This is a genomic window from Streptomyces olivochromogenes (assembly GCF_021538895.1).
Classification (GTDB): Bacteria; Actinomycetota; Actinomycetes; order Streptomycetales; family Streptomycetaceae; genus Streptomyces; species Streptomyces olivochromogenes_A.
The window spans coordinates 90,664-112,692 of the sequence record NZ_JADDRL010000020.1 but is presented as its reverse complement, the minus strand read 5'-3'; the positions used below and the strand labels follow the sequence as shown (position 1 = coordinate 112,692).

The following is a 22,029-nucleotide window of genomic DNA, read 5'->3' as shown; positions in this document are numbered from 1 at the left end:
GGTCACCTTCCACCAGGCGCTGCTGGACACCTGGAGCATGTTTATCCTCCTGGAGGAGTTCTGCCGCGCCTACCTCGCCGGCGGTGTGCTGCCCGGCGGCGAGCGCCGGCCCGACCTGCGGGACTGGGCACGCTGGCTGGAGCGCCAGGACTCGGCACCGGCACGGGACTTCTGGAGCCGGGCCGTGCCCGGGGACGCCCCGGTGGTGCTGCCCCTGTTGCCCGGGCCCGCCACCGCGCAGAGCGGATGCGGGCGCGCCGAGGCCCGGTTGAGCGCCGCCGAGGCCGAGCGGCTGCACCACTGGGCCGCCGCCCGGGCCGTGCCCGACTCCGGTGTGCTGCAGGCCGTCTGGGCGCTGCTCCTGTACCGCGCGGCGCGGACGGAGGGAACCGCGCTGGTGGGCTTCGGGGTCGCCGTTTCGGGACGCGGCGTCGCCATGGACTCCGTCGAGCGGCTGCTGGGTCCGATGCGCACCTGCCTGCCCATGGTGGTGCGGATCGATCCCGACCACCGGATGGGCCGCCTGCTGGCGACGCTGCGCGACGGGGCACTGGACATGGCGGCCTACGAATGGGTCCCCGCCGGGCAGATCCACGAGTGGACCGGGCGCACCGCACGCGGTGACCGGCTGCTGGACACCCTGGTCGCCCTGGAGAGCACCCCGCGCCCGCTCGGCGACCTGCACGCCGAACTCGCCGACGCCGGCATTCGACTGGAACTGAAGGACACGCGGGACGCGCACCCCGCCTTCCCCGTCGCCCTGGTCGCCCACCGCGGCGGCGACGGCTCGCTGAACCTCGCCCTCGCCCACGACCGGGCGCGGGTTTCCGACGCCGACGCGGAACTGCTGGTCGGCCACTGTGCCCGGCTGCTGTGCCGGCTGCCCGCCACCACCTCGACCACGACCGTCTCCGACGTGCTGTCCGCGCTCGACGGCGACGAACCGCCCCGGGGCGCGCCGCCGCGGCGCAAGGGGAACGCCGTACGGCTGCGGCTGCGCTCGACGGGCGGCCGAGCCGCCGTCGAGCGAGCCGCTAGCGAGTCTTGACACCGTGGGGCGGTCCACCAACGGAGGAGGTGCTCATGCGCGACGGCACGGAGGAGTTGCGGGAGATCGAGATGGCCCTGTTCGGCATGGTGCCGGTGGGGCTCGTGCCGACGCTCCGGCTGGCCGGGGCGGACGACGACGAGGACGAGGACACGATCGTCCGCAGCATCGACTAGCCCCTGTCCAGGGCCTGTGCGGCGGAGCAGGTCGCAGACGTCCGCGCCCGCGACCTGCTCCGCCGCACAGGCCTTGCGGCCCGGACGGCTGTGTCCGCCGTCGTTTCCCGCACCGGATGACCCCACCCGAAGTGAGGACTCACCCACGATGTCGCTGTCTCAGCAGCCCCCGGCCGCCCTGGCGGTGCCCGACTCCGTCGAGGCCTTCCTGCACGACCCCAAGCACGTGGCCGCGTTCACCACGCTCCGGCCCGACGGAACCCTCCATGTGGCTCCCGTACGGTTCACCTGGCACGCGGCCGACGGGCTGGCCCGGGTGATGACGGTCGACTCCTCGCGCAAGGCCAGGAACCTGCTGGCCGCGCCGGGCAGTCGCGTGGCGCTGTGCCAGGTGGACGGCTTCACCTGGGTGACGCTGGAGGGCTTCGGCACCGTGGTCCGCGATCCCGCGCGGGTCAGCCGGGGCGCCCAGCTCTACGCCAAGCGGTACTGGTCCGCCCCGCCCAGCCCGCCCGGCCGGGTGGTCATCGAGATCGCGGTGGACCGCGTGATCCACCTCAACACCTGAACCATTACGGCGTCATGGCCCCGGCACGACGACGACGCCCGGGGCTATTACGGCGTAATAGCCCCGGGCGGTGCGGTCGTTCGCCGTGGTCGATTCGGTGCGGTCGTTCGGTGCGGTCGGCACCCGCCGGTGCCGGTGCGCGGCTCAGGCCGCCGGCGGCGGCGGGGTGCCGTCGGCCCACAGCAGGCGGAAGGACAGCAGGGTCAGCCTCCAGCCCCGCGGGGTGCGGCGCGCCTCGCCGTCGACGAACGTGCCCGTCGCGAACAGCGGGTCGAGCTGCCCCTCGGGGCGCGCGTGGTGCGCGTGATGCACGTGCGTGGACAGCAGGTTGGCGCGCAGCGTCGCCCGGTCGCCGTCCAGCACGACCAGGGCCGGGGAGCCGAGGTGCTGGGTGGCGGCGAACGCCGCGAGCGCCGACCGGTGGTACTCGGCCATGCCCTCGACGCCCTCGTGCCGGCTGATCGGGAACGCCACGACGGCGTCCTCGGTGAACAGCGCGGACGCCCAGGCGTCGTCGAGCTCCTCGTCGTCGAGCGAGACGAGGTACCGGGAGAGCAGGTCCGCGACCTCGGCGCGGGACTCCGCGTCGGACTGTGTGGTCGCTGCTTCGGTCATCGGGGTGGAGGTCATGTCTGAGAATGCCGCCGGAAGTACCCCTCCCGGCAAGTCGGCTTGTCAAAGTTCTGACGTTCCCGACGTTTCTCTGGCATTCGTTGTCGAAAACCTGTATCAGCGGCTATTTACGGCCTCGGAAATACCTCGCAATACTGGCCGGACACCAGTGAGAAGAGGGCAAATGAAATTCTTCGACGCGGATGTCATTGTCGTGGGCGCAGGGCCCACCGGACTCATGCTCGCGGGTGAACTGAGGCTCAATGGAGTCTCGGTCGTCGTTCTCGACAAACTTTCCGAGCCCATTCGCGAGTCGCGCGCGCTCGGATTCTCGGCCCGGACCATCGAGGAGTTCGCACAGCGCGGCCTCATAGCCCGCTTCGGCGAGGTGGGAACCATTCCCGTCGGCCACTTCGGCGGTGTTCCGCTCGACTACCAGGTGCTCGAAGGCGGCTCGTACGGAGCCCGGGGCATTCCGCAGGCCCGTACCGAGGGCGTCCTCGGCGGCTGGGCGAAGGAACTGGGCGTCGACGTGCGCCGCGGGTTCGACGTCACCGGCCTGGACGCCGACGACGACGGGGTGACGGTCGAGGCCCAGGGGCCCGACGGCCCGCTGCGGCTGCGCGCCCGCTACGTGGTGGGCTGCGACGGCTCCCGCAGCGTCGTGCGCACGCTCACCGGCATCGACTTCCCGGGCAGCGCGGCGACGGTCGAACTGCGCTTCGCCGACATCACCGGTGTGCAACTGCGGCCCCGCTTCAGCGGTGAGGCCGTCCCCGACGGCATGATCATGGTGATGCCGCTCGGGCCGGACCGCTGCCGCGTCATCTACTTCGACCGCAACGAGCCGCTGCGCACCAGCTCCGAGCCGATCACCTTCGAAGAGGTCGCCGAGGGGTTCAAGCGGCTGTCGGGCGAGGACATCAGCGGTGCCACCCCGCTGTGGGTCAGCACCAGCACCGACGTCAGCCGGCAGGCCGCCGAGTACCGGCGCGGCCGGGTGTTCCTGGCCGGCGACGCCGCCCACATCCACCTGCCGATCGGTGCGCAGGGCATGAGCGCGGGCGTCCAGGACGCCGTCAACCTCGGCTGGAAGCTGGCGCTGGCCCTCAAGGGCCAGGCTCCCGAGAACCTGCTCGACACGTACCACAGCGAGCGGCACCCCGTCGGTGCCCGCATCCTGATCAACACCCTTGCCCAGCGCTCCCTCTACCTCGGCGGCGGCGACATGGCCCCGATGCGCGAGGTCTTCGCCGAACTGGTCGAGGGACACGAGTCCGTCCGGCGTCATCTGGTCGGCATGGTCACCGGCCTGGACATCCGCCACGACGTCGGCGGCGACGACCACCCCCTGCTCGGCCGGCGTCTGCCGGAGCGGGAGCTGGTCGTCGGCGGCGAGAAGACCTCCAGCGTCTCCCTGCTGCACGCCGGCCGTGCCGTCCTGCTGGAACTGGGCGGGGACCACGGCCTGCGCGAGGCGGCGGCCGGCTGGACCGACCGCGTCGACGTGGTCGCCGCCGAATTCGACTGCGACGTTCCCGTGGACGGGATCCTCGTGCGCCCCGACGGCTACGTCGCCTGGGTCGGTGCCGTCGGCACCGGTGCCGGCGGTCTCGCCCCCGCCCTCACCCGCTGGTTCGGCTCCGCCGCCTGAAGCGCGCCCGCGTTTCGGCTCACGTCCGCACCCTCAAAGGAAGCGAAGGATCCATGCCCACCATTTCCCCCGAGGACAAGAACCTCATCGTTCTCAACCTCTTCACCACCGACGCTCCCGAGAAGCAGGACCAGCTGATCGAGGAGATGACGAAGATCGTCAACGCGGCGACCTACGAGGGCTGGAAGTCCTCCACCGTGCACTCCGGCATCCTGAGCCACGGCACCGCCAACTTCATCCAGTGGCGCAGCGGCGAGGACCTGGAAAAGCGCTACGAGGGCGAGGAGTTCAAGCACCGCACGCTGCCGGTCTTCGGCGAGATCACCACCTCGATCCGCCTGCTGCAGAACGACGTCGCCTACACGCTGACCCGTGACGGCGGCAAGGGCGGCGCCGTCGAGATCGGCCCGCACCGTGGCGTCTTCACCGTCATCACCATCTTCGGTGTCGCGCCGGAGAACCAGGACGAGCTGGTCGACGCCCTCGGCGAGGGCCAGAACTGGTTCGCGGACGTCCCCGGGTTCCAGGCGCACATCGTCCTCAAGGGCCTGCGCGCCCGCGGCCTGGACGGCCTGTGGGTCGCCTCCTACTCCCAGTGGGACAGCCAGGAGGCGTTCGACGCCTACCGCGCCATCCCGGCCGACCAGCAATCCGAGGGCCGCACCAAGGCCCAGGACCGGACCCGCGCCGTCGCCACCTTCGTCGACCTCAACACCTACAACGTCGTGCACACGCGTTCCGTCGGCGAGTAACGCGCCACAGGCGACGCGACACTTCCGCACGCCTCCGCACGCCTCCGGACGCCCGTTGCTCCCGAGCTGGGACCGGGCGGCCGGAGGCGTGCGCGTATGCACCGGTTCGCCGGTACACGCCGGTGGCTCCGGCCGGACTCAGGCATTCCCCGTGCCGGGCGCTATCGCCGGGCCGCACCGTCGAGGTCGATGGAGGTGCCCCGGGCCCACCGTGCCGCCCCGTCTGCTTCGCGAACCCTCCCACGCAACCGCCGAGGAGCTGAACCCTATGCACAGCACGCTGATTGTCGCCCGGATGGCGGCCGTCTCCAGCAACGACGTGGCGCGGCTGTTCGCCGACTTCGACGCGACGGACATGCCCCACCGCATGGGCACGCGGCGCCGCCAGCTGTTCTCCTACCGGGGCCTGTACTTCCACCTCCAGGACTTCGACGAGGACAACGGCGGTCAGCTGATCGAGGCCGCCAAGAGCGACCCGCGCTTCGTCGGCATCAGTGACGACCTGAAGCCGTTCATCGAGGCCTACGACCCGGCGACCTGGCGTTCCCCGGCCGATGCCATGGCCACCCGCTTCTACAACTGGGAGGCGTCGGCGTGAACCGGCGACGTGTTGTCATCACCGGAATCGAGGTGATCGCCCCCGGCGGTGTCGGCCGGCACAACTTCTGGGACCTGCTGAGCGAGGGCCGCACGGCCACGCGCGGCATCACCTTCTTCGATCCCAGTCCGTTCCGCTCCCGGGTGGCCGCCGAGGCCGACTTCGACCCCTACGCGCACGGCCTGAGCCCCCAGGAGGTCCGCCGCCTGGACCGGGCCGCCCAGTTCGCCGTCGTCGCCTCCCGCGGCGCGGTCGCCGACAGCGGCATCGACCTGGGCGCCGTCGACCCCTACCGGGTCGGCGTCACCGTCGGCAGCGCGGTCGGCGCCACGATGGGCCTGGACCAGGAGTACCGGGTGGTCAGCGACGGCGGCCGGCTGGAAGCCGTGGACCACACCTACGCGGTTCCGCACCTGTACGACTTCATGGTGCCGAGCTCGTTCGCCTCCGAGGTCGCCTGGGCCGTCGGCGCCGAGGGACCGAGCACCGTCGTCTCCACCGGCTGCACCTCCGGCATCGACTCCGTCGGCTACGCCGTCGAACTCGTCCGCGAGGGCTCGGCGGACGTGGTGATCGCCGGTTCCTCCGACGCCCCGATCTCGCCGATCACCATGGCGTGCTTCGACGCGATCAAGGCGACCACGCCGCGCCACGACGACCCGGAGTGCGCCTCGCGTCCCTTCGACGCGACCCGCAACGGGTTCGTGCTCGGTGAGGGTGCCGCCTTCTTCGTCCTGGAGGAGCTGGAGAGCGCCCAGAAGCGCGGCGCGCACATCTACGCCGAGATCGCCGGGTACGCCACCCGCTCCAACGCCTACCACATGACGGGCCTGCGCCCCGACGGCGTGGAGATGGCCGAGGCCATCAACCTGGCCCTCGCCGAGGCCCGGCTGAACCCCGAGGCGATCGACTACATCAACGCCCACGGCTCGGGCACCAAGCAGAACGACCGCCACGAGACCGCCGCGTTCAAGCGCAGCCTGGGCGATCACGCCTACCAGACCCCGGTCAGCTCCATCAAGTCGATGGTCGGGCACTCCCTCGGCGCGATCGGCTCCATCGAGATCGCCGCGTCCGCGCTGGCCATGGAGTACGACGTCGTACCGCCGACCGCCAACCTGCAGACCCCGGACCCGGAGTGCGACCTCGACTACGTCCCGGTCGTCGCCCGCGATCAGCTGATCGACGCGGTCCTGACGGTCGGCAGCGGATTCGGCGGATTCCAGAGCGCCATGGTGCTGGCCAGCCCCGAGAGGAGCCTCGTATGACCACCTCGGTCGTGGTGACCGGCCTGGGCGTCGCGGCGCCCAACGGCCTCGGCACCCAGGACTACTGGTCGGCGACGCTGGGCGGCAAGCACGGCATCGGCCGCGTCACCCGGTTCGACCCGACCAACTACCCCGCCCGTCTGGCGGGCGAGGTCCCCGGATTCGTGCCCGAGGAGCACCTGCCCAGCCGGCTGCTGCCGCAGACCGACCGGGTCACCCGGCTCGCGCTGGTCGCGACCGACTGGGCCCTGAAGGACGCCGGCGCCGACCCCAAGGACCTGCCCGAGTTCGACATGGGCGTCATCACGGCGTCCGCCGCGGGCGGCTTCGAGTTCGGCCAGGGCGAGCTGCAGAACCTGTGGAGCCGGGGCAGCCAGTACGTCTCCGCCTACCAGTCCTTCGCCTGGTTCTACGCCGTCAACAGCGGCCAGATCTCCATCCGCAACGGCATGAAGGGTCCCGCCGGGGTCGTCGTCAGCGAGGGCGCCGGTGGTCTGGACGCCGTCGCGCAGGCCCGCCGCCAGATCCGCAAGGGCACCTCGCTCATCGTCACCGGAGCCGTCGACGCCTCGATCTGCCCCTGGGGCTGGGTCGCCCAGCTGGCCACCGGCAAGCTGTCCACCCGGGACGAGCCGACCCGCGCCTATCTGCCCTTCGACCGTGAGGCGCACGGCTACGTGCCCGGCGAGGGCGGCGCCATCCTCATCACCGAGGACGCCGAGGCGGCCCGCACCCGCGGCGCCCGCGTCTACGGCGAGATCGCCGGATACGGCGCGACGATCGACCCGCGCCCCGGCATCGACCGCGAACCCGGCCTGCGCAGGGCCATCCAGGTCGCCCTCGCCGACGCCGGAGTGGACACCGTCGACGTCGACGTGGTCTTCGCCGACGGCGCCGGCGACCCGGCCGGCGACCGCGTCGAGGCCGAGGCCATCAGCGACGTCTTCGGTGACCGCGGCGTCCCGGTGACCGTGCCCAAGACGATGACCGGACGGCTGTACTCCGGCGGTGCGCCGCTGGACCTCGCGGCCGCCTTCCTGTCGATGCGGGACGGCGTCATCCCGCCCACGGTGCACATCGAGCCGTGCACGGACTACCCGCTCGACCTGGTCCTCGCCGAACCCCGCCAGGCCGAGGTGCGCACCGCGCTGGTCCTGGCCCGCGGCAGCGGCGGATTCAACTCCGCCATGGTCGTGCGCACCACCGCCTAGCGCCCTCACCAGCACAGACCACCACCGATGAAAGGAACCACCATGGCCACCAAGGCGTTCACCCTCGATGACCTCAAGCGCACCCTGCGGGAGGCCGCGGGCGTGGCCGAGGGCGTCGACCTGGACGGCGACATCCTCGACACCGAGTTCGAGGTGATCGGCTACGAGTCGCTCGCGCTGCTGGAGGCCGGCAGCCTCATCGAGCGCGAGTACGGCATCTCCCTCGACGAGGAGGCCGTCGGCGACGCCAACACGCCGCGCGCCTTCATCGACGTCGTCAACACGCAGCTCGCGCCCGCCCAGGCAGCCTGAGGGGAGAGACGGACATGACGCAGAGCGCCACGCCCAGGGTCGCCGTCATCACCGGTGGCACCAGCGGCATCGGCCTGGCCACGGCCCGCCTGCTGGCCTCCACCGGCCACCAGGTCTTCATCGGTGCCCGCAACGCCGAGAACATCGCCTCGACCGTCAAGGATCTGCAGGCCGAGATCCTCAGCGTGGACGGCGGCGTGGTCGACGTCCGCGACACCGCCTCCGTCGACGCGTTCGTCCAGGCCGCCGTCGACCGCTTCGGCACGATCGACGTCCTGGTCAACAACGCGGGCCGGTCCGGCGGCGGTGTGACCGCCGACCTCACCGACGAGCTGTGGGAGGACGTCATCGAGACGAACCTGCACAGCGTCTTCCGGATGACCCGCGCGGTCCTCAACACCGGCGGCATGCGCAACAAGAACCGCGGCCGGATCATCAACATCGCGTCCACGGCCGGCAAGCAGGGCGTCGTCCTGGGCGCCCCCTACTCGGCCTCCAAGCACGGCGTCGTCGGCTTCACCAAGGCCCTCGGCAACGAGCTCGCGCCGACCGGCATCACCGTCAACGCGGTCTGCCCCGGCTACGTCGAGACCCCGATGGCCCAGCGCGTGCGCCAGGGCTACGCGGACGCCTACGACACCACCGAGGACGCCATCCTCCAGAAGTTCCAGTCGAAGATCCCGCTCGGCCGCTACTCCACGCCGGAGGAGGTCGCCGGCCTCGTCGGCTACCTGGCCTCCGACACGGCCGCCTCCATCACCTCGCAGGCCCTCAACGTCTGCGGTGGTCTGGGCAACTTCTGACATCCGCCACCACCCGACACCACCGAGGAGAAAGCCGCCATGACGACGCGTGAGGTCGAGCACGACATCACCATCGGCGCACCGGCCGCCGCGGTCTACCAGCTGCTGGCGGACGTGACGAACTGGCCCCGGATCTTCCCGCCCACCATCCACGTGGACCGGATCGAGGCGCAGGGCAACGAGGAGCGGATCCGCATCTGGGCCACCGCGAACGGCCAGCCGAAGGACTGGACCTCGCGCCGCACCCTGGACCCGGAGTCCCTCACCATCACCTTCCGCCAGGAGATCCCGGCACCGCCCGTCAAGCACATGGGCGGCACCTGGATCATCGAGCCGCAGGGCGAGCAGGAGTCCCGGGTCCGGCTGCTGCACGACTACAGCGCCATCGACGACGAGCCGCACGACCTGCTGTGGATCGAGCGGGCCGTGGACAAGAACAGCACCGCGGAACTCGCCGCGCTCAAGGTCAACGTCGAGCGCGCGCACGCCGCCGAGACCGAGGAGCTCACCTTCTCGTTCACGGACACCGTGCAGATCGCCGGCAGCGCCAAGGACGCCTTCGACTTCATCAACGAGGCGCAGCTGTGGGCCGAGCGGCTCCCGCACGTGGCGATCGTCCGCCTCACCGAGGAGACCCCGGGCCTGCAGGAACTGGAGATGGACACCCGGGCCAAGGACGGCTCGACGCACACCACCAAGTCCTACCGGGTCGTCTTCCCGCACCACCGGATCGCCTACAAGCAGGTCACCCTGCCGGCGCTGATGACCCTGCACACCGGTGAGTGGACCTTCGTCGAGAACGAGGAGGGCACCGCCGCCTCCTCCCAGCACACCGTGACCATCAACACGGAGAACGTCGCGCGCATCCTCGGCCCCGACGCCACCGTGGCCGACGCCCGCGAGTACGTGCACACGGCGCTGTCCACCAACAGCTGCGCCACGCTGTCCCACGCCAAGGCCTACACCGAGCAGAAGAAGGCCTGACCGTGCCGGCGGACAGCGTGCGGACCGACGTCGTCGTCGTCGGGGCCGGTCCCGTCGGGCTCATGCTCGCCGGGGAACTGGCCCACGGCGGCGTCGACGTGGTCGTCGTGGAGAAACGGCGCGCCCCCAACACCGAGTCACGGGCCTCCACCCTGCACGCCCGGACCATGGAGATCCTCGACAACCGCGGCCTGCTGCCCGACTTCGGCAACCCGCCCAACGAGCCCCGCGGCCACTTCGGCGGCATCCCCCTCGACCTCACCCTGCCCAGCTCGCACCCCGGGCAGTGGAAGGTCCAGCAGACCAAGACCGAAGCGGTCGTGGAGGAGTGGGCGCTGTCGCTGGGCGCCGAGCTGATGTGCAAGCACGAACTGGTCGCCGTGACGGACCACGGGGACCGGGTCGAGGCCGAGGCCATCGGCTACGACGGCGTACGGCGGCAGATCCGCGCCCGCTACCTGGTGGCCTGCGACGGCGAGGACAGCACCGTGCGCCGGCTGATCGGCGCCGACTTCCCGGGCCAGGACGCCGGGCGTGAACTGCTGCGCGCCGACGTCGCCGGCATCGAGGTGCCCAACCGGCGCTTCGAACGCCTGGAGCGCGGGCTGGCCATCGCCGCCCGCCGCCCCGACGGCGTGACCCGGGTGATGGTCCACGAGTTCGGCTCGTCCGCGCAGGAGCGCACCGGCGACGCCCAGTTCGAGGAGATCGTCACCATCTGGAAGCGGGTCACCGGCGAGGACATCAGCGGCGGCACCCCGCTGTGGGTCAACGCCTTCGGGGACGCCTCCCGCCAGCTGACCCAGTACCGGCAGGGCCGGATCCTGTTCGCGGGCGACGCCGCCCACCGGCAGATGCCGATCGGCGGACAGGCCCTCAACCTCGGCATGCAGGACGCCTTCAACCTCGGCTGGAAGCTGGCGCTGCACGTGCGCGGCAAGGCCCCCGCCGAACTCCTGGACACCTACCACACCGAGCGGCACGCGGTGGGCCGGCGGGTGCTCGCCAACATCCGCGCCCAGGCGATGCTGCTGCTCGGCCCGCCCTCGGTGGAGCCGCTGCGCGCCGTGCTCACCGAGCTGATCACCTCCGAGGAGGTGCGGGCCCACCTGGCGGGCATGATCAGCGGACTGGACGTGCGGTACGAGGTGGACGGCCCCGCGCATCCGCTGCTCGGCGCCCGGCTGCCGTGCACCACGGTGCGGGTGCGCGAGGACCGCGTCGGTTCCGCCCGGCTGCTGCGTTCCGGCGGCGGCGTCCTGCTCGACCTGCGCCCCGGCACCCCGACCGGTGACACCACCACCGCCGGCTGGGAGGACCGGGTGACCCGGCTGGCGGCCGTCGCCGAGCCGGGCAGTGATCTCGACGGCATCGACCGTCTGCTCGTACGACCGGACGGCCATGTCGTCTGGATCGACCAGGGCGCCGGCGACGAGGGGCTGCACGACGCCCTTGAGCGCTGGTTCGGCCCGCCCCGCTGAGTTCGGCCGCCGCACCATCCGGCCGGCGGCCGCCCATCCGCCGGTGAACCACGCCCCCACGCCCGGCGGCGAAGATCCCCACAGCCAGGAAGGACAACCATGGATGGGTCAGCGACGGACACCGACGTCCTCGTCGTCGGTGCCGGCCCGACCGGACTGATGCTCGCGGGCGAACTCCGCCTCGGCGGAGCCCGCGTCGTCGTGATCGAGAAGCTGGCCGCCCCCACCGGGCAGTCTCGTGGCCTGGGCTTCACCGCCCGCGCCATGGAGACGTTCGACGAGCGGGGGCTGCTGCCCCGGTTCGGTCAGGGCGAGACGCTGGCGACGAGCCCGATGGGGCACTTCGGCGGCACCCAGTTCGACTTCACCGTGCTGCCGGACGCGCACTTCGGCGCCCGCGGCATCCCGCAGGGCCAGACCGAGGCGGTGCTGGAGGACTGGGCGGACGAGCTCGGTGCCGACATCCGCCGCGGCTGGGAGTTCGTGTCCCTCGCCGACGGCTTCCTCGACGGTGACATTGTCGAGATCACCGTACGCACCCCCGAAGGGGAGGAGCGCCCGCTGCGCGCCTCCTACCTGGTGGGCTGCGACGGCGGGTCCAGCCGGGTGCGCAAGGCGGCCGGATTCGACTTCCCCGGCACCGACGCCGGTCGCGGCATGTACCTCGCCGACATCACCGGCGTCGAACTGCGCGCCCGCCACCTCGGCGAGCGGCTCCCCAACGGCATGGTGATGTCCGCCCCGCTCAGCGAGAACATCTGGCGGATCATCGTCTGCCCCGACGGCACCCCGGCGCACGACCGCGAGCGGACCGTCACCTACCAGGAGGTGGCGGACGCCTGGCGGCACATCACCGGAGAGGACATCAGCGGCGGCGGCGCCTCGTGGGTGAGCTCCTTCACCGACGCCACTCGCCAGGCCGCCGAGTACCGGCGCGGCCGGGTGTTCCTGGTCGGCGACGCGGCGCACATCCATCTGCCCGCCGGCGGACAGGGGCTGAGCACCGGCGTGCAGGACGCGGCCAACCTGGGCTGGAAGCTGGCCGCGGCGGTCCGCGGCGACGCGTCCGACGCCCTGCTCGACACGTACCACGACGAGCGGCACCCGGTCGGCCGCCGCCTGCTGATGAACACCCGCACGCAGGGCATGGTCTACCTCGGCGGCGCCGAGTCCGACCCGCTGCGCGAGCTGTTCGGCGAGCTCATCCGCTACGACGACGTCAAGCGGCACCTCGCCGGCATCGTCAGCCACCTGGACATCCGCTACGACCTGGGCGACGCGCCGCAGCCGCCCCACCCGCTGCTGGGCCGCCGGATGCCGCCCCGGCTGCTGGTCGGCGCGGACGGCGAGACCCGCATCGCCCGGCTGCTGCACCCCGCCCGCGGGGTGCTGCTCGACCTGGCCGACGACGACGCCGTGCGGAACGCGGCTCAGGGCCGACGGGACCGGGTGGAGGTGGCCACCGTCCTGGTCAAGCCCGTCGAGGGGCCCGACCCGCTGGCCGACACCACGGCCGTGCTGGTCCGCCCCGACGGATACGTGGCCTTCGCCGGCTCCTCGGCGGACGGCCTCGACGCGGCGCTGGAGCACTGGTTCGGCCCCGCCCGCTGACACCCCCTCCACAAGGGGCCCCGGTGTGCGACTTCCGGATGCTGCTGGTCAATTCGGAGCCTGCACACCGGGGCCCCTTTTCGGCTTCGGGCTCCTGGCGCCGATCCCGGCCGCGAGGGTGCGCTCCAAGGTCCTGGCTCTCGCAGAACTCTCACAGATGGTCATTTACGAGAATGACCGTTCGTGACGGTCGTCGCGCTGTGCTACATGCCCGTTCGCGGCAGCTCGACGAGCGTCACGCGGCAGAGGGGGACTCGTCGCCGCATTCGCCGGACACCTGTTCGTTCACCCACCGCTGTGCCGCCGCGAGGTCCGGCGCCGCGCCCGCGGGTTCGTACGAAAATCCGCTCCACTCCTCCAGCGCACGCGGTTCGTCGGGGCGGAGGTGTCCGCCACCGCCGTGGAGCGGACGATGCCGGCGGTACTGGTCGAGGGGCGGGCGGCGCCGCTTGTTGTAGGCCGCGAGCGGGTCACCGCCGTCGACGCGGGGGACGGCGCGTGACGGCTGGTTCGGCGGTCCGGGTCGGGAGTGCTTGCCCATGGTCGCGATGGTCTCAGGCCGCGACTGGCGTGGGGCGCGCTGCCGCCAGATCCTGCGCGCGGGTGCGGACCTCGTCCACGTCGGCAGTGCGATACGGGCGGGCGGCTTCCAGCAGGGTCTTGAGGCGGGAGGCGACCAGGGTGGAGTTGACCCGAGCCGCCTCGTCGAGGGCCTGCTGAGCCGCTGCGGCGGCCTGTTCGGGCTCGCCTTTTCCGGATGCTGTTGGTCAATTCGGAGGCTGCACACCGGGGCCCTCTTCGGTGCCGGACTTCTGCCTCTGACTCCGGCCGCAAGGGCCCGCTTCAAGGCCGTGGCCCTCCTGGGAGACGTGGCAGCGGTCATTGCCGATGCTCGTGCGGTGTGCCGTCTTGTGATCCGTAGGTCAGACCGGCAGGTTCCAGGAGTGGCCGTCGGGGGTTCCGAGCCAGACGCGTTGGGTGCCGTCCGGGTCTGCAGTCAGACCGAGATCGGAGTGCGGGGGTGAGCCCGCGCCTTGCCAGACGGTGAGAGCGTCTTCCACCTGATCCCAGAGGCGAAGGGGGCCGTGCTGATGCACGGTGCAGCCGCCTCCGGCCGGTTCGGTCCACGCCTGTGATCCGGTGGCGACGTCCACGAGGATCACGCCGGTGCCGGTGGTCATGAGTTCGGCGGACGGTGCGGCGAGCTGGGCGAGGAATTGCCCGGTCCAGTCTTCCAGGAGTGCGGGGTTCACGTGGGTGGCGCGGGTGTTGCCGGGGCGCTGGTGGAAGGTGGGTCGGGGTGGGCGTTCGTGGGGGCGGGCGAGCATGTAGCTGATTTGGTCGGTGTGGAAGCGGCCGGTGGCGGTGCCGTCGTCGTGGACGGTGAGGCGGACGAGTCCGGAGGCGAGCATCCATCCGCTGATGGTGGTGGTGATGGTTCCGCCGGCGCGTACTTGGTGGAGCCAGGCTGGGGGGATGTGGCGGACGGCGCAGGTGGCCACGATGTGGTCGTATTCGGCGTCGTCCTTGTGTCCGGCGAGGCCGTCGCCGGTGATCAGGGTGGGGTGATACCCGGCGGCGTGGATGTGGCCGGCCGCCGCGGCGGCCAAGCCCGGGTCGTACTCGATGGAGTACACGTTCTTGTCACCGAGGCGGCTGCACAGGATGGCGGTGGAATAACCGGTGCCGGTGCCGATCTCCAGCACCTTGTGACCCTCGCTGATCCCGGCGATGTCGAGCATGCGCACGATCAGGGAGGGCAGCGTGCTGGACGAGGTGGGGCGGCCGGTGACGGGTCCGGTGGCGTCGGCGGCGGTGGTGCCGTCGACCTGGGTGACCCAGGTGGTGTCTTGGTAGACGAGCCCCAGCCACTTTCCGGGGTCGATCCGGTCGCGGTGCACGGGGGTCCACTGGCGGCCGTCGAACTGGAACAGGCCGTTGCCGAGGAAGAGTTCGCGGGGCACCGTTTCGAGGGCTGTGCGCCATGCCGGGTCGTCCACGGGGACTGCGACGGCGAGTTGGCGGCGCAGGTCTGCGGCGTCGGTCATGCGGGGGCTCCGTGCTGTAGGCGGTCGGCGATGGTGTGCGTGATGGGAGCGGTGATGTGGTCGGGGAACCAGGCCCATTGACCGTTGGGGTTGCACTCGTACCAGTGCCAGACGCCATCACGGTCCAGACCGAAGTCGAAGGCACCGAAGGTGAGCCCGAAGGCATCGAGGTAGGCGCGCACGCCTTTGACGATGGCCGGGGGGACGGGCACGGGGGTGTAGGTGAGCCGGTCGTAATGGCGGCGCCAGTCCACGCCAAGTGAGCCGTCGATGCGGATGGCGGTGAGGAAATCGCCGACGGCGGTAAGGCGGATGTCGGCGGACTTGCCGACGCGCTGCTGAAACAGATGTGCAGTGTGGCGTAGGTGGTTGTCGAGCTGACCTGGGCTGACGTCCTCGATCCACACGGTCAGCGCGCGGCCGATGGCGTCGGTGTACTCGGTTTCCCTGAGCGGCTTGTAGATGACCGGCCCATGTTCGGCGGCGAAGGTGCGCGCGCGGTCGGGGTCGTTGGTGATGAGCGAGGGTGGCACGGTGAAGCCGCAGGCGGCGGCCGTGGCCAGTTGCGCCGGCTTGTACTCGGCATCCCGGTTGCGCCATGGGTGGTTCAGGTAGTGCGCGCCGGGGAGAGCGGCGAGGATGCCGCCGAGGCCGTAGCGGGCTTCTTCGATGGCCCATCGGCCGGTCTGTTCGTCCATGGCGAGGTCGGCGGTGTAGGGGGTGGGCCGCCGCCAGTACACCGAGCGGACATTCCCCAGGTCGAGGGTTCGGGATGCGGTGGCCAGGGTGCCACCGATGCCGAAGCCGTCGACCGTGGCGGACAGGGTGATGTCCGTGGGGAAGTCGCCGGGGTCCAGGCGGACCACTGGCACGCGGCGCCGGTTCAATTCGGTGATCACTTCATCCGCAGTCGCGTCGTCCAGGCGCGTGACGATGAGGACGGGCGGCCCACCCGGGGTCATCAGTCAGAGTCCCCGTTCTGGTCGCTTCCCTGGTCCGGGGTGCCGTCCAGGCTGGTCTTCGTGCTCGTCTCCTGCGACGTCTCCGACCGCTTGTGTTTGGCCTCCACCGTCAGCGGGGTGCCGTCGGGATCGACCCACGCGGGGACCTGCGTGTGCGGGTTGAGGACCGGACGGGCGGCAGGTAGCACGGCCGGAGCCGGGTAGGGCCGCATGCGGGAGAGCCCCCAGGGCTTGACCTGATCCAATGACGTCAAGGGCTGCTGCATGAGTCTCCTCATCTTTCGGTAATCCAACAGTGGCGGCCTCCGCCCGGGGATTCGGACGGCGAAAGGGATTCGGCCGGGACAGTCGGGTTGAACGAGCGTGGCGCCCTGGCCGGGACTCCGGCCCCGAGACAGGTTCCGGGGTTGTGGCGCTGCGCACACCGGCAGGGGTGGCTGTGGGGGCGGTCTGGTCCCCGGCGAGAGCCGCTGCGTGCGACTCCATGTCGGGAACGGAGTACGCAGTCGGGGCAGACTCCATGCGGACCTCGTTGGAGACCATGGACACCACCAGCCCGAGCCCGACGGCGACGTCTCCCAGGAGCCCGGTGCCGGCGGATGCCCCGTCGGCTTCCAGCATGCGGTGGCGGCCGTCATTGGTCACCGTCCTTGATCGCGATCTCAGCCCAGACCCGCTTACCCCAGGGAAGGAGATCGGTTCCCCAGCGGTGGGAGAGGGCATCGACCAGAAGGAGGCCACGGCCGCCGAAGGCGTCCGGCCCAACGATGTGCAGCTCGGGCAAGCGGCGGGACTTGTCGACCACGGCGACGCGCAGCCGGTCAGGACGCGGCTGCTCGGCGATCACCCGGACGCTGTGAGAGTGACCGTGGCGGACTGCGTTGGTGACGATTTCGGAGATCAGGAGCGTGCCGGTGTCGGCGGTGTCCTGGTCCATGCCCCACTCCGCGCACGCCTCGCGGACTATCTGACGCGCCACCGGAACGGTGGCGGCCTCGCTCGCGAGGGTGACGCTCTGGCGCGGGTATTGCCCTGGTCTCACTCGCTCGTTGGTCATGGTCATCGTCACGCCTTGGCTTGGGTGGTTGGGGGAGGCCCCGCCCGCGTGCCTCGGGGGAGAAACCTGCGGGCGGGGCGGCGCCGAGGTGCGTTCCCGGGTGCGCCTCCTGGCGGCTGACAGCCAGTCAACGCGTGGAGAAGGGGATGGGGAGACTCCAGAAGGTGACTCCAACACGGAGTCAGGTCATCGGCGTTGGTCTTAGCATCGGCTCCATTCGCTACTCGGGGGAGTTGCAGATGGACCGTCTGTCACCGGACCCGCGTGAGGTCGTCGCCGGTCTGCTCGGGGATGAACGCCTGATCAATGCGTGCGCCGAGCGGGACATGGGCGCGGTGTTCCGGATGCTCAACGCGCGCGGTGTCAGTACGCGGCGCATTGCTGCCGCTGTCGACATCACGCAGGGGCGGCTGTACGACTACATGAACGGCAAGAGCCGGGTAGAGAAGTTGACCCTGTTCGAGCAGATCGCCGATGCCTTCCATATCTCCGGCCATCTGCTGGGGCTGGCTCGACGCTCGTGGGAGCCCGCGCCGGCGGCCACCGAGCACGAGCGGGCGGACCGGCCGCCGCCGGACGGTGACGATCTGATGGCGATGGATCATTTCCGCAGCGCTGACCGGCAGACCGGCGGCGGCCGGTTGTACGGGGCTGTCGTCCGGCACCTGTCGGACCGGGTAGCGCCCCGGCTGGTCGACATCGGCAGCGGCCCGCAGGTGTTCGCCGCAGCAGCCGCGCTGACCGAGATGGCCGGGTGGATGGCGCACGACTCCGGTCACGACGACCGCGCAGCCCAGCACTTCGCCCGCGCTCTCCCCCTTGCGCGCACCTCGGGTGATCTTCCGTTGACCGCGCACGTTGCCGCGAGCACCAGCCACCTTGCCCTTCAGACCGGGGACGCGGCCGGGGCCGTGGGCTGGGCGCGGGCCGGGCTCGACCTGGCCGCGCAGGGGCCACGGATTCCCGCACTGACGGCGCGGCTGCACACCATGCAGGCGCGTGCGCTGGCGGTCGCGTCTCAGCGTGCCCCGGCCGCCCACGCGCTGGCGGCCGCGCACCGTGACCTGCAGGTGTTGCCCGCTGCTGATCACCCGTGGCTGAGCTCGTTCGACGCCGCCGCGCTGGCCAGCGAGTCAGCTCTGATCCTGCGTGACCTGGAGCAGTACGACGAGGCGCTGTCGCACGCCGAACAAGCTGTTGCGCTGCGCGAGGCCGGACGGGCGCGGTCCCTGGCTCTCAGCCGGATCGGCCTGGTGGACATCCACGTGCGCCGGGGTGACCTGGACGCCGCGGTGAGTGTCGGCCACGACCTGCTCAGTACGAGCCCGACTCTCGGTTCGGTCCGGGTGGTGCAGCAACTTGACGGGCTGCGTCGGCTGCTGGAGCCGCACCGGGGGTACCGGCCAGTCCGGGAGTACCTGGCGCGGTTCGATGATGCACGCCGCGCCAGAATGCTCCTGCTGGCCGATCTGATCCCGCCGTCCCCGGGAGGCACCACCGCATGAGGCCCACAGCACCCGATCCCGCCGACACCGAGGCGTGGAATGCGTACCTCGCGGAGGGCAACGCGAAGCAGGCCCGCAAGCGCGTGGCAGCCGATGTGCTGCTGCGGGACCCGTCCGGCCGTGTGCTCCTAGTGAATCCCACCTACAAACCGGGGTGGGACCTGCCCGGCGGGATGGCGGAGGCCAACGAGCCGCCGGAGGACACGGTACGCCGTGAGCTGATGGAGGAACTCGGCGTCCGCGTCACGCTGCTGGGGCTGCTGGTGGTGGACTGGGTGGCCCCGCACGGCCCCTGGGACGATCAGCTCGCGTTCATCTTTGACGGCGGCACCCTGGACCAGGACCGGGCCGACCGGCTACGACCACGAGACGACGAGCTGTCCGAAGCCGCCTTCGTCACGGCCGCCGAAGCCGCCGGTCGCCTCCGGGACCGCATCCGGCGCCGGTTCGGGCACGCCCTGACGGCACTGGACGCGGGACAACCGCTGTACCTCCGTGACGGCACACCCGTCATGTGATCAACAGTGCCCCACCCGTCATGCGTACAGCGCGGGCAGAGCCGAGGACCACTTCCGCGTGCCGCCGGGCGGGACCGGCACACACGCCTCCCGGCTCGCCCCGCCAGGCCCGTGGGCGCACGGCGACGGCCCCGGCCGGTACGTCCTCACGACGTACGGCCGGGGCCGTCGGGGTACGGGGGAGCCGGATCCGGGGTGCCGGATCAGACCGGTATGGCCTCGACGACGGAGACCGCGGCGGCCGTCTCCACCACGCGCTCCAGCTTGAAGCCGGCGCGGGCGAGCAGGTCGGCGTACTGGGAGGTGCTCCGCTCCTTGCCGCCCACCAGCAGCATCAGCCACAGGTCGACGAGTTTGCCCGAGTGCGGCTCGTTGCCGCCCTCCGGCAGCACCATCTCGACCAGCAGCAGCTTGCCGCCGGGGTTGATGGCGGCCCGGATGTTGCGCAGGATCTGCAGCGCCTGCTCCTCGGGCCAGTCGTGCACGATGTGCTTGAGCACATAGGCGTCGCCGCCCTGCACGACCGGGTCGAACAGGCCGCCCGCGTGCGTGGTGCAGCGGTCCACGACGCCGTTCTCGGCGAGGAACTCGGCCGCGCCGTTGCCCTCGACCCGCGGGTCGGAGAGGATGCCGCGCGCCTGCTGCGCCTGCTGCAGGATGCCGGCGAGCAGCCCGCCGCGGCCCCCGCAGAAGTCCACGACCGTCTCGAACTGCGAGAAGTCGTACGCGCCGAGCACGGGCCAGGTCTCGGTGTCCGACATGTTGCCCATGCCGCGGATGAACACCTCGCCGTACTCCTGGTTCTGCTCCAGGTACTCGAAGGCGCCCATGCCCCGGTGCTTGGGCAGGGCCGCCTCGCCGGTGACCACCGAGTCCAGCAGGTGGCTCCAGTCCTCCCAGTGCGTGGGGTGGCCCATCAGCACGGCGATGTCCCGCATCGACATCGGGTGGTCGGAGCGCAGCGCGTCGGCCATCGGGGTCAGCGCGTACGTGCCGTCCTCGTGACCCTCGAAGACCCCCTGCGAGGCGAGCAGCCGCAGCAGCCGGTCGACGGCCTCGGCGTTCGCGCCGACGCGCCGCCCGATCTCCGCGGGGCTCAGCGGGCCCTCCGCCAGCTCGTCGGCGACGCGCAGCCGGGCGGCCACGTACAGCGCCTGCGTGACCATGGACCCCATCGCCAGCTCCAGCAGGGCGAAGGGCGGGGGCGCGAGTTCACGACTGCGCCGCTGCAGATCCGCACGGGTCTTTTCCGCTTCCCGGACCACGCTCGGGGGCGGCAATTCGGGCATGAGATTCCTCCATGGCAGGAGCGCGACATGTGTCCCAACCGCCGGAAGGGACCCGGACTACAACGGTATGGAAAAGCCTCGGCATGCCCTTGAGGGGCACTTGAATTCCGGTGGGATTTCGATCCGCCTGTTTGACAAAGGAAAAGTCGTCCCTCTTCGCGCACCGGAACCGTCCACGGCCCGTCGGACGCGGAAAGAGGCCGCCGCCGTGGGGCGGATGACCCCAGTTCAGCGCACGCCCGCCGGGCGGGCACCGGCTTTCGGTGGGAAACGGCTCGGCGGCCACTCGACAGCCGCCGGAGCAGGGCGCCCGGGCGCCGGGCGGCTCGGCATTCTGGCCGGAGATCCGCTTGCCGACCACGTGGTCCGACGCTCCTGGAGGCTACCCGTGTCACTTCACGCGAAGACCCCCGCCGATGAGGCGCGGACGGGTGTGTGGCTGGTCGGCGCCCGGGGCTCGGTCGCCACCACGGTGGTCACGGGCTGCGCGGCGCTGGCGGCCGGGCTGCTGCCGCCGACCGGCCTGGTCACCGAGACGCCCGCGCTCGCCGGCAGCGGCCTGCCGCCGCTGTCCTCGCTGGTCTTCGGCGGACACGACCCGGCGAGCACCCCGCTGGCCAAGCGGGCGGACGAACTCGCCGCCCAGGGAGTCCTGCCGCACTGGCTGCCCGCCGCCGTGCAGGGCGAGTTGACCGCCGCCGACGAACTGATCCGCCCCGGCGGCCCGCTGCCCGGCGACGACCGCGCCACCGAGGAACTGATCGGCGTGTTCGCCGCGGACATGCGGGAGTTCCTGCACACGACCGGCGTCGCCCGCGCCGTCGTCGTCAACGTCGCCTCGACCGAACCGACGCCGGAGCACGGCGCGTGGCCGGCCAGCTCGCTGTACGCGGCGGCGGCCCTGCGGGCGGGCTGCGCCTACGTCAACTTCACCCCGTCCACCGGGCTGCACCACCCGCAGCTCACCGCCGCCGCGGCCGTCTCGGGCCTGCCGTACGCGGGCCGCGACGGCAAGACCGGGCAGACGCTGCTGCGGTCCGTCCTCGCCCCCATGTTCCGCGAGCGGGCCCTGAAGGTGCGGGCCTGGTCGGGCACGAACCTGCTGGGCGGCGGTGACGGCGCCTCGCTCGCCGACCCGGCGACCGCGGCGGCGAAGAACGCGGGCAAGGAGCGGGTGCTCGTCGACAACCTGGACGCGGCGCCCGAGGGCGAGGTGCACATCGACGACGTACCGGCCCTCGGGGACTGGAAGACGGCGTGGGACCACGTCGCGTTCGAGGGCTTCCTCGGCACCCGCATGGTGCTGCAGACGATCTGGCAGGGCTGCGACTCCGCGCTCGCCGCGCCGCTGGTGCTGGACCTGGTCCGGCTGCTCGCCCGCGCCCACGAGCGCGGACTGTGCGGGCCGCGCCCCGAACTCGGCTTCTACTTCAAGGATCCCTACGGCGACAGCGCCTCCCTCGCCGAGCAGTACGAGGCCCTGCTGGCCTTCGGCGAACGACTGCGGGAGCCCCGGTGACCGCCGCCCGTCCCGCCGGCTCCGCCCGGACACGGGCGCGCCACCTCCACCCC

The 22,029-nt window shown here is 71.4% G+C and carries 23 protein-coding genes; 16 read left to right on the top strand and 7 right to left on the bottom strand.

All coding sequences use genetic code 11. From position 1 onward, the window contains the following. The 3 genes from IPZ69_RS13205 to IPZ69_RS13195 all read left to right on the top strand — a co-directional run. Positions 1-1,048: condensation domain-containing protein (locus IPZ69_RS13205; protein ID WP_235454280.1), on the top strand; the 1,048-nt coding region annotated here is incomplete at its 5' end. Between the two features lie 35 nt (positions 1,049-1,083). Continuing rightward, a complete protein-coding gene (locus tag IPZ69_RS13200; RefSeq protein ID WP_235454279.1) occupies positions 1,084-1,224 on the top strand; it encodes a hypothetical protein in 141 nt (46 codons plus the stop codon). A gap of 148 nt (positions 1,225-1,372) precedes the next feature. Then, positions 1,373-1,792, top strand: a complete 420-nt coding sequence (locus IPZ69_RS13195; RefSeq protein WP_235454278.1) for a pyridoxamine 5'-phosphate oxidase family protein — start codon at positions 1,373-1,375, stop codon at positions 1,790-1,792. A 144-nt stretch (positions 1,793-1,936) separates the two neighbouring features. Here the strand turns inward: IPZ69_RS13195 and IPZ69_RS13190 are convergent, their stop codons facing one another. Next, complete coding sequence (locus IPZ69_RS13190) at positions 1,937-2,407, bottom strand: nuclear transport factor 2 family protein (protein WP_235454277.1); 471 nt, start codon at positions 2,405-2,407, stop codon at positions 1,937-1,939. Positions 2,408-2,588: 181 nt separating this feature from the next. Between IPZ69_RS13190 and IPZ69_RS13185 the strand changes: the two genes are divergently transcribed. The 10 genes from IPZ69_RS13185 (at position 2,589) to IPZ69_RS13140 (ending at position 13,078) form a co-directional block, all read left to right on the top strand. Further along, a complete protein-coding gene (locus IPZ69_RS13185; protein ID WP_235454276.1) occupies positions 2,589-4,058 on the top strand; it encodes an FAD-dependent monooxygenase in 1,470 nt (489 codons plus the stop codon). Between the two features lie 53 nt (positions 4,059-4,111). After that, positions 4,112-4,810, top strand: coding sequence for an antibiotic biosynthesis monooxygenase family protein (locus IPZ69_RS13180; RefSeq protein WP_235454275.1), 699 nt, complete (start codon positions 4,112-4,114; stop codon positions 4,808-4,810). Positions 4,811-5,078: 268 nt separating this feature from the next. After that, the gene (locus IPZ69_RS13175) at positions 5,079-5,408 is read left to right on the top strand and encodes a TcmI family type II polyketide cyclase (protein WP_235454274.1); all 330 of its coding nucleotides are present in this window, start codon (positions 5,079-5,081) and stop codon (positions 5,406-5,408) included. Beyond that, positions 5,405-6,676 (top strand): beta-ketoacyl-[acyl-carrier-protein] synthase family protein, encoded by a 1,272-nt coding sequence (locus tag IPZ69_RS13170; RefSeq protein WP_235454273.1) that lies wholly within the window; start codon positions 5,405-5,407, stop codon positions 6,674-6,676. Before IPZ69_RS13175 ends, IPZ69_RS13170 begins: the two co-directional genes overlap by 4 nt. After that, entirely contained in the window at positions 6,673-7,887 is a 1,215-nt protein-coding gene (locus IPZ69_RS13165) for a ketosynthase chain-length factor (protein ID WP_235454272.1), read from the top strand. The genes IPZ69_RS13170 and IPZ69_RS13165 overlap by 4 nt, the downstream gene beginning before the upstream one ends. 42 nt (positions 7,888-7,929) lie before the next feature. Then, positions 7,930-8,199, top strand: coding sequence for an acyl carrier protein (locus IPZ69_RS13160; RefSeq protein ID WP_235454271.1), 270 nt, complete (start codon positions 7,930-7,932; stop codon positions 8,197-8,199). A 14-nt stretch (positions 8,200-8,213) separates the two neighbouring features. Beyond that, positions 8,214-9,002: a 3-oxoacyl-ACP reductase FabG gene (fabG, locus tag IPZ69_RS13155; RefSeq protein WP_235454270.1), complete on the top strand. Its 789-nt coding sequence runs from the start codon at positions 8,214-8,216 to the stop codon at positions 9,000-9,002. A gap of 39 nt (positions 9,003-9,041) precedes the next feature. Continuing rightward, positions 9,042-9,986, top strand: coding sequence for an aromatase/cyclase (locus IPZ69_RS13150; protein ID WP_235454269.1), 945 nt, complete (start codon positions 9,042-9,044; stop codon positions 9,984-9,986). 2 nt (positions 9,987-9,988) lie between these two features. Further along, entirely contained in the window at positions 9,989-11,467 is a 1,479-nt protein-coding gene (locus IPZ69_RS13145) for an FAD-dependent oxidoreductase (RefSeq protein WP_235454268.1), read from the top strand. A gap of 99 nt (positions 11,468-11,566) precedes the next feature. Then, positions 11,567-13,078 (top strand): FAD-dependent monooxygenase, encoded by a 1,512-nt coding sequence (locus IPZ69_RS13140; protein ID WP_235454267.1) that lies wholly within the window; start codon positions 11,567-11,569, stop codon positions 13,076-13,078. Positions 13,079-13,313: 235 nt separating this feature from the next. Here IPZ69_RS13140 and IPZ69_RS13135 read toward each other — a convergent pair whose 3' ends face one another. From IPZ69_RS13135 to IPZ69_RS13115, 5 genes are all read right to left on the bottom strand, one after another. Continuing rightward, positions 13,314-13,619 carry a DUF6087 family protein gene (locus IPZ69_RS13135; RefSeq protein ID WP_235454266.1) on the bottom strand — a complete coding sequence of 102 codons (306 nt, stop codon included), beginning with the start codon at positions 13,617-13,619 and terminating at the stop codon, positions 13,314-13,316. A 382-nt stretch (positions 13,620-14,001) separates the two neighbouring features. Next, the gene (gene tgmC / locus IPZ69_RS13130; RefSeq protein ID WP_235454265.1) at positions 14,002-15,126 is read right to left on the bottom strand and encodes an ATP-grasp peptide maturase system methyltransferase; all 1,125 of its coding nucleotides are present in this window, start codon (positions 15,124-15,126) and stop codon (positions 14,002-14,004) included. Further along, on the bottom strand, positions 15,123-16,088 hold the full coding sequence (gene tgmB, locus IPZ69_RS13125) for an ATP-grasp ribosomal peptide maturase (protein ID WP_235454264.1): 966 nt from the start codon (positions 16,086-16,088) through the stop codon (positions 15,123-15,125). The genes tgmC and tgmB overlap by 4 nt, the downstream gene beginning before the upstream one ends. Continuing rightward, positions 16,088-16,354: a putative ATP-grasp-modified RiPP gene (tgmA, locus tag IPZ69_RS13120; protein ID WP_235454263.1), complete on the bottom strand. Its 267-nt coding sequence runs from the start codon at positions 16,352-16,354 to the stop codon at positions 16,088-16,090. The genes tgmB and tgmA overlap by 1 nt, the downstream gene beginning before the upstream one ends. Before the next feature lie 368 nt (positions 16,355-16,722). Next, positions 16,723-17,151 carry an ATP-binding protein gene (locus tag IPZ69_RS13115; RefSeq protein ID WP_235454262.1) on the bottom strand — a complete coding sequence of 143 codons (429 nt, stop codon included), beginning with the start codon at positions 17,149-17,151 and terminating at the stop codon, positions 16,723-16,725. A gap of 140 nt (positions 17,152-17,291) precedes the next feature. Between IPZ69_RS13115 and IPZ69_RS13110 the strand changes: the two genes are divergently transcribed. Then, a complete protein-coding gene (locus IPZ69_RS13110) occupies positions 17,292-18,650 on the top strand; it encodes a tetratricopeptide repeat protein (RefSeq protein ID WP_235454261.1) in 1,359 nt (452 codons plus the stop codon). Beyond that, positions 18,647-19,168, top strand: coding sequence for an NUDIX domain-containing protein (locus IPZ69_RS13105; RefSeq protein WP_235454260.1), 522 nt, complete (start codon positions 18,647-18,649; stop codon positions 19,166-19,168). The genes IPZ69_RS13110 and IPZ69_RS13105 overlap by 4 nt, the downstream gene beginning before the upstream one ends. A gap of 203 nt (positions 19,169-19,371) precedes the next feature. Here the strand turns inward: IPZ69_RS13105 and IPZ69_RS13100 are convergent, their stop codons facing one another. After that, positions 19,372-20,457: an acetylserotonin O-methyltransferase gene (locus tag IPZ69_RS13100; RefSeq protein WP_235454259.1), complete on the bottom strand. Its 1,086-nt coding sequence runs from the start codon at positions 20,455-20,457 to the stop codon at positions 19,372-19,374. Positions 20,458-20,845: 388 nt separating this feature from the next. Between IPZ69_RS13100 and IPZ69_RS13095 the strand changes: the two genes are divergently transcribed. Continuing rightward, positions 20,846-21,976: an inositol-3-phosphate synthase gene (locus IPZ69_RS13095; RefSeq protein WP_235454258.1), complete on the top strand. Its 1,131-nt coding sequence runs from the start codon at positions 20,846-20,848 to the stop codon at positions 21,974-21,976. Positions 21,977-22,029 lie beyond the last annotated feature (53 nt).

What these genes read in the sequence shown, in the direction of transcription:
- IPZ69_RS13175 (WP_235454274.1), top strand. Translation starts at nt 5,079, where the DNA reads ATGCACAGCACGCTGATTGTCGCCCGGATGGCGGCCGTCTCCAGCAAC.
- IPZ69_RS13135 (WP_235454266.1), bottom strand. Translation starts at nt 13,619, where the DNA reads ATGGGCAAGCACTCCCGACCCGGACCGCCGAACCAGCCGTCACGCGCC.
- IPZ69_RS13195 (WP_235454278.1), top strand. Translation starts at nt 1,373, where the DNA reads ATGTCGCTGTCTCAGCAGCCCCCGGCCGCCCTGGCGGTGCCCGACTCC.
- IPZ69_RS13115 (WP_235454262.1), bottom strand. Translation starts at nt 17,151, where the DNA reads ATGACCATGACCAACGAGCGAGTGAGACCAGGGCAATACCCGCGCCAG.
- IPZ69_RS13185 (WP_235454276.1), top strand. Translation starts at nt 2,589, where the DNA reads ATGAAATTCTTCGACGCGGATGTCATTGTCGTGGGCGCAGGGCCCACC.
- IPZ69_RS13160 (WP_235454271.1), top strand. Translation starts at nt 7,930, where the DNA reads ATGGCCACCAAGGCGTTCACCCTCGATGACCTCAAGCGCACCCTGCGG.
- fabG (WP_235454270.1), top strand. Translation starts at nt 8,214, where the DNA reads ATGACGCAGAGCGCCACGCCCAGGGTCGCCGTCATCACCGGTGGCACC.
- IPZ69_RS13105 (WP_235454260.1), top strand. Translation starts at nt 18,647, where the DNA reads ATGAGGCCCACAGCACCCGATCCCGCCGACACCGAGGCGTGGAATGCG.
- tgmC (WP_235454265.1), bottom strand. Translation starts at nt 15,126, where the DNA reads ATGACCGACGCCGCAGACCTGCGCCGCCAACTCGCCGTCGCAGTCCCC.
- IPZ69_RS13150 (WP_235454269.1), top strand. Translation starts at nt 9,042, where the DNA reads ATGACGACGCGTGAGGTCGAGCACGACATCACCATCGGCGCACCGGCC.
- IPZ69_RS13110 (WP_235454261.1), top strand. Translation starts at nt 17,292, where the DNA reads ATGGGGAGACTCCAGAAGGTGACTCCAACACGGAGTCAGGTCATCGGC.
- IPZ69_RS13100 (WP_235454259.1), bottom strand. Translation starts at nt 20,457, where the DNA reads ATGCCCGAATTGCCGCCCCCGAGCGTGGTCCGGGAAGCGGAAAAGACC.
- IPZ69_RS13200 (WP_235454279.1), top strand. Translation starts at nt 1,084, where the DNA reads ATGCGCGACGGCACGGAGGAGTTGCGGGAGATCGAGATGGCCCTGTTC.
- IPZ69_RS13140 (WP_235454267.1), top strand. Translation starts at nt 11,567, where the DNA reads ATGGATGGGTCAGCGACGGACACCGACGTCCTCGTCGTCGGTGCCGGC.
- tgmB (WP_235454264.1), bottom strand. Translation starts at nt 16,088, where the DNA reads ATGACCCCGGGTGGGCCGCCCGTCCTCATCGTCACGCGCCTGGACGAC.
- IPZ69_RS13190 (WP_235454277.1), bottom strand. Translation starts at nt 2,407, where the DNA reads ATGACCGAAGCAGCGACCACACAGTCCGACGCGGAGTCCCGCGCCGAG.
- tgmA (WP_235454263.1), bottom strand. Translation starts at nt 16,354, where the DNA reads ATGCAGCAGCCCTTGACGTCATTGGATCAGGTCAAGCCCTGGGGGCTC.
- IPZ69_RS13165 (WP_235454272.1), top strand. Translation starts at nt 6,673, where the DNA reads ATGACCACCTCGGTCGTGGTGACCGGCCTGGGCGTCGCGGCGCCCAAC.
- IPZ69_RS13180 (WP_235454275.1), top strand. Translation starts at nt 4,112, where the DNA reads ATGCCCACCATTTCCCCCGAGGACAAGAACCTCATCGTTCTCAACCTC.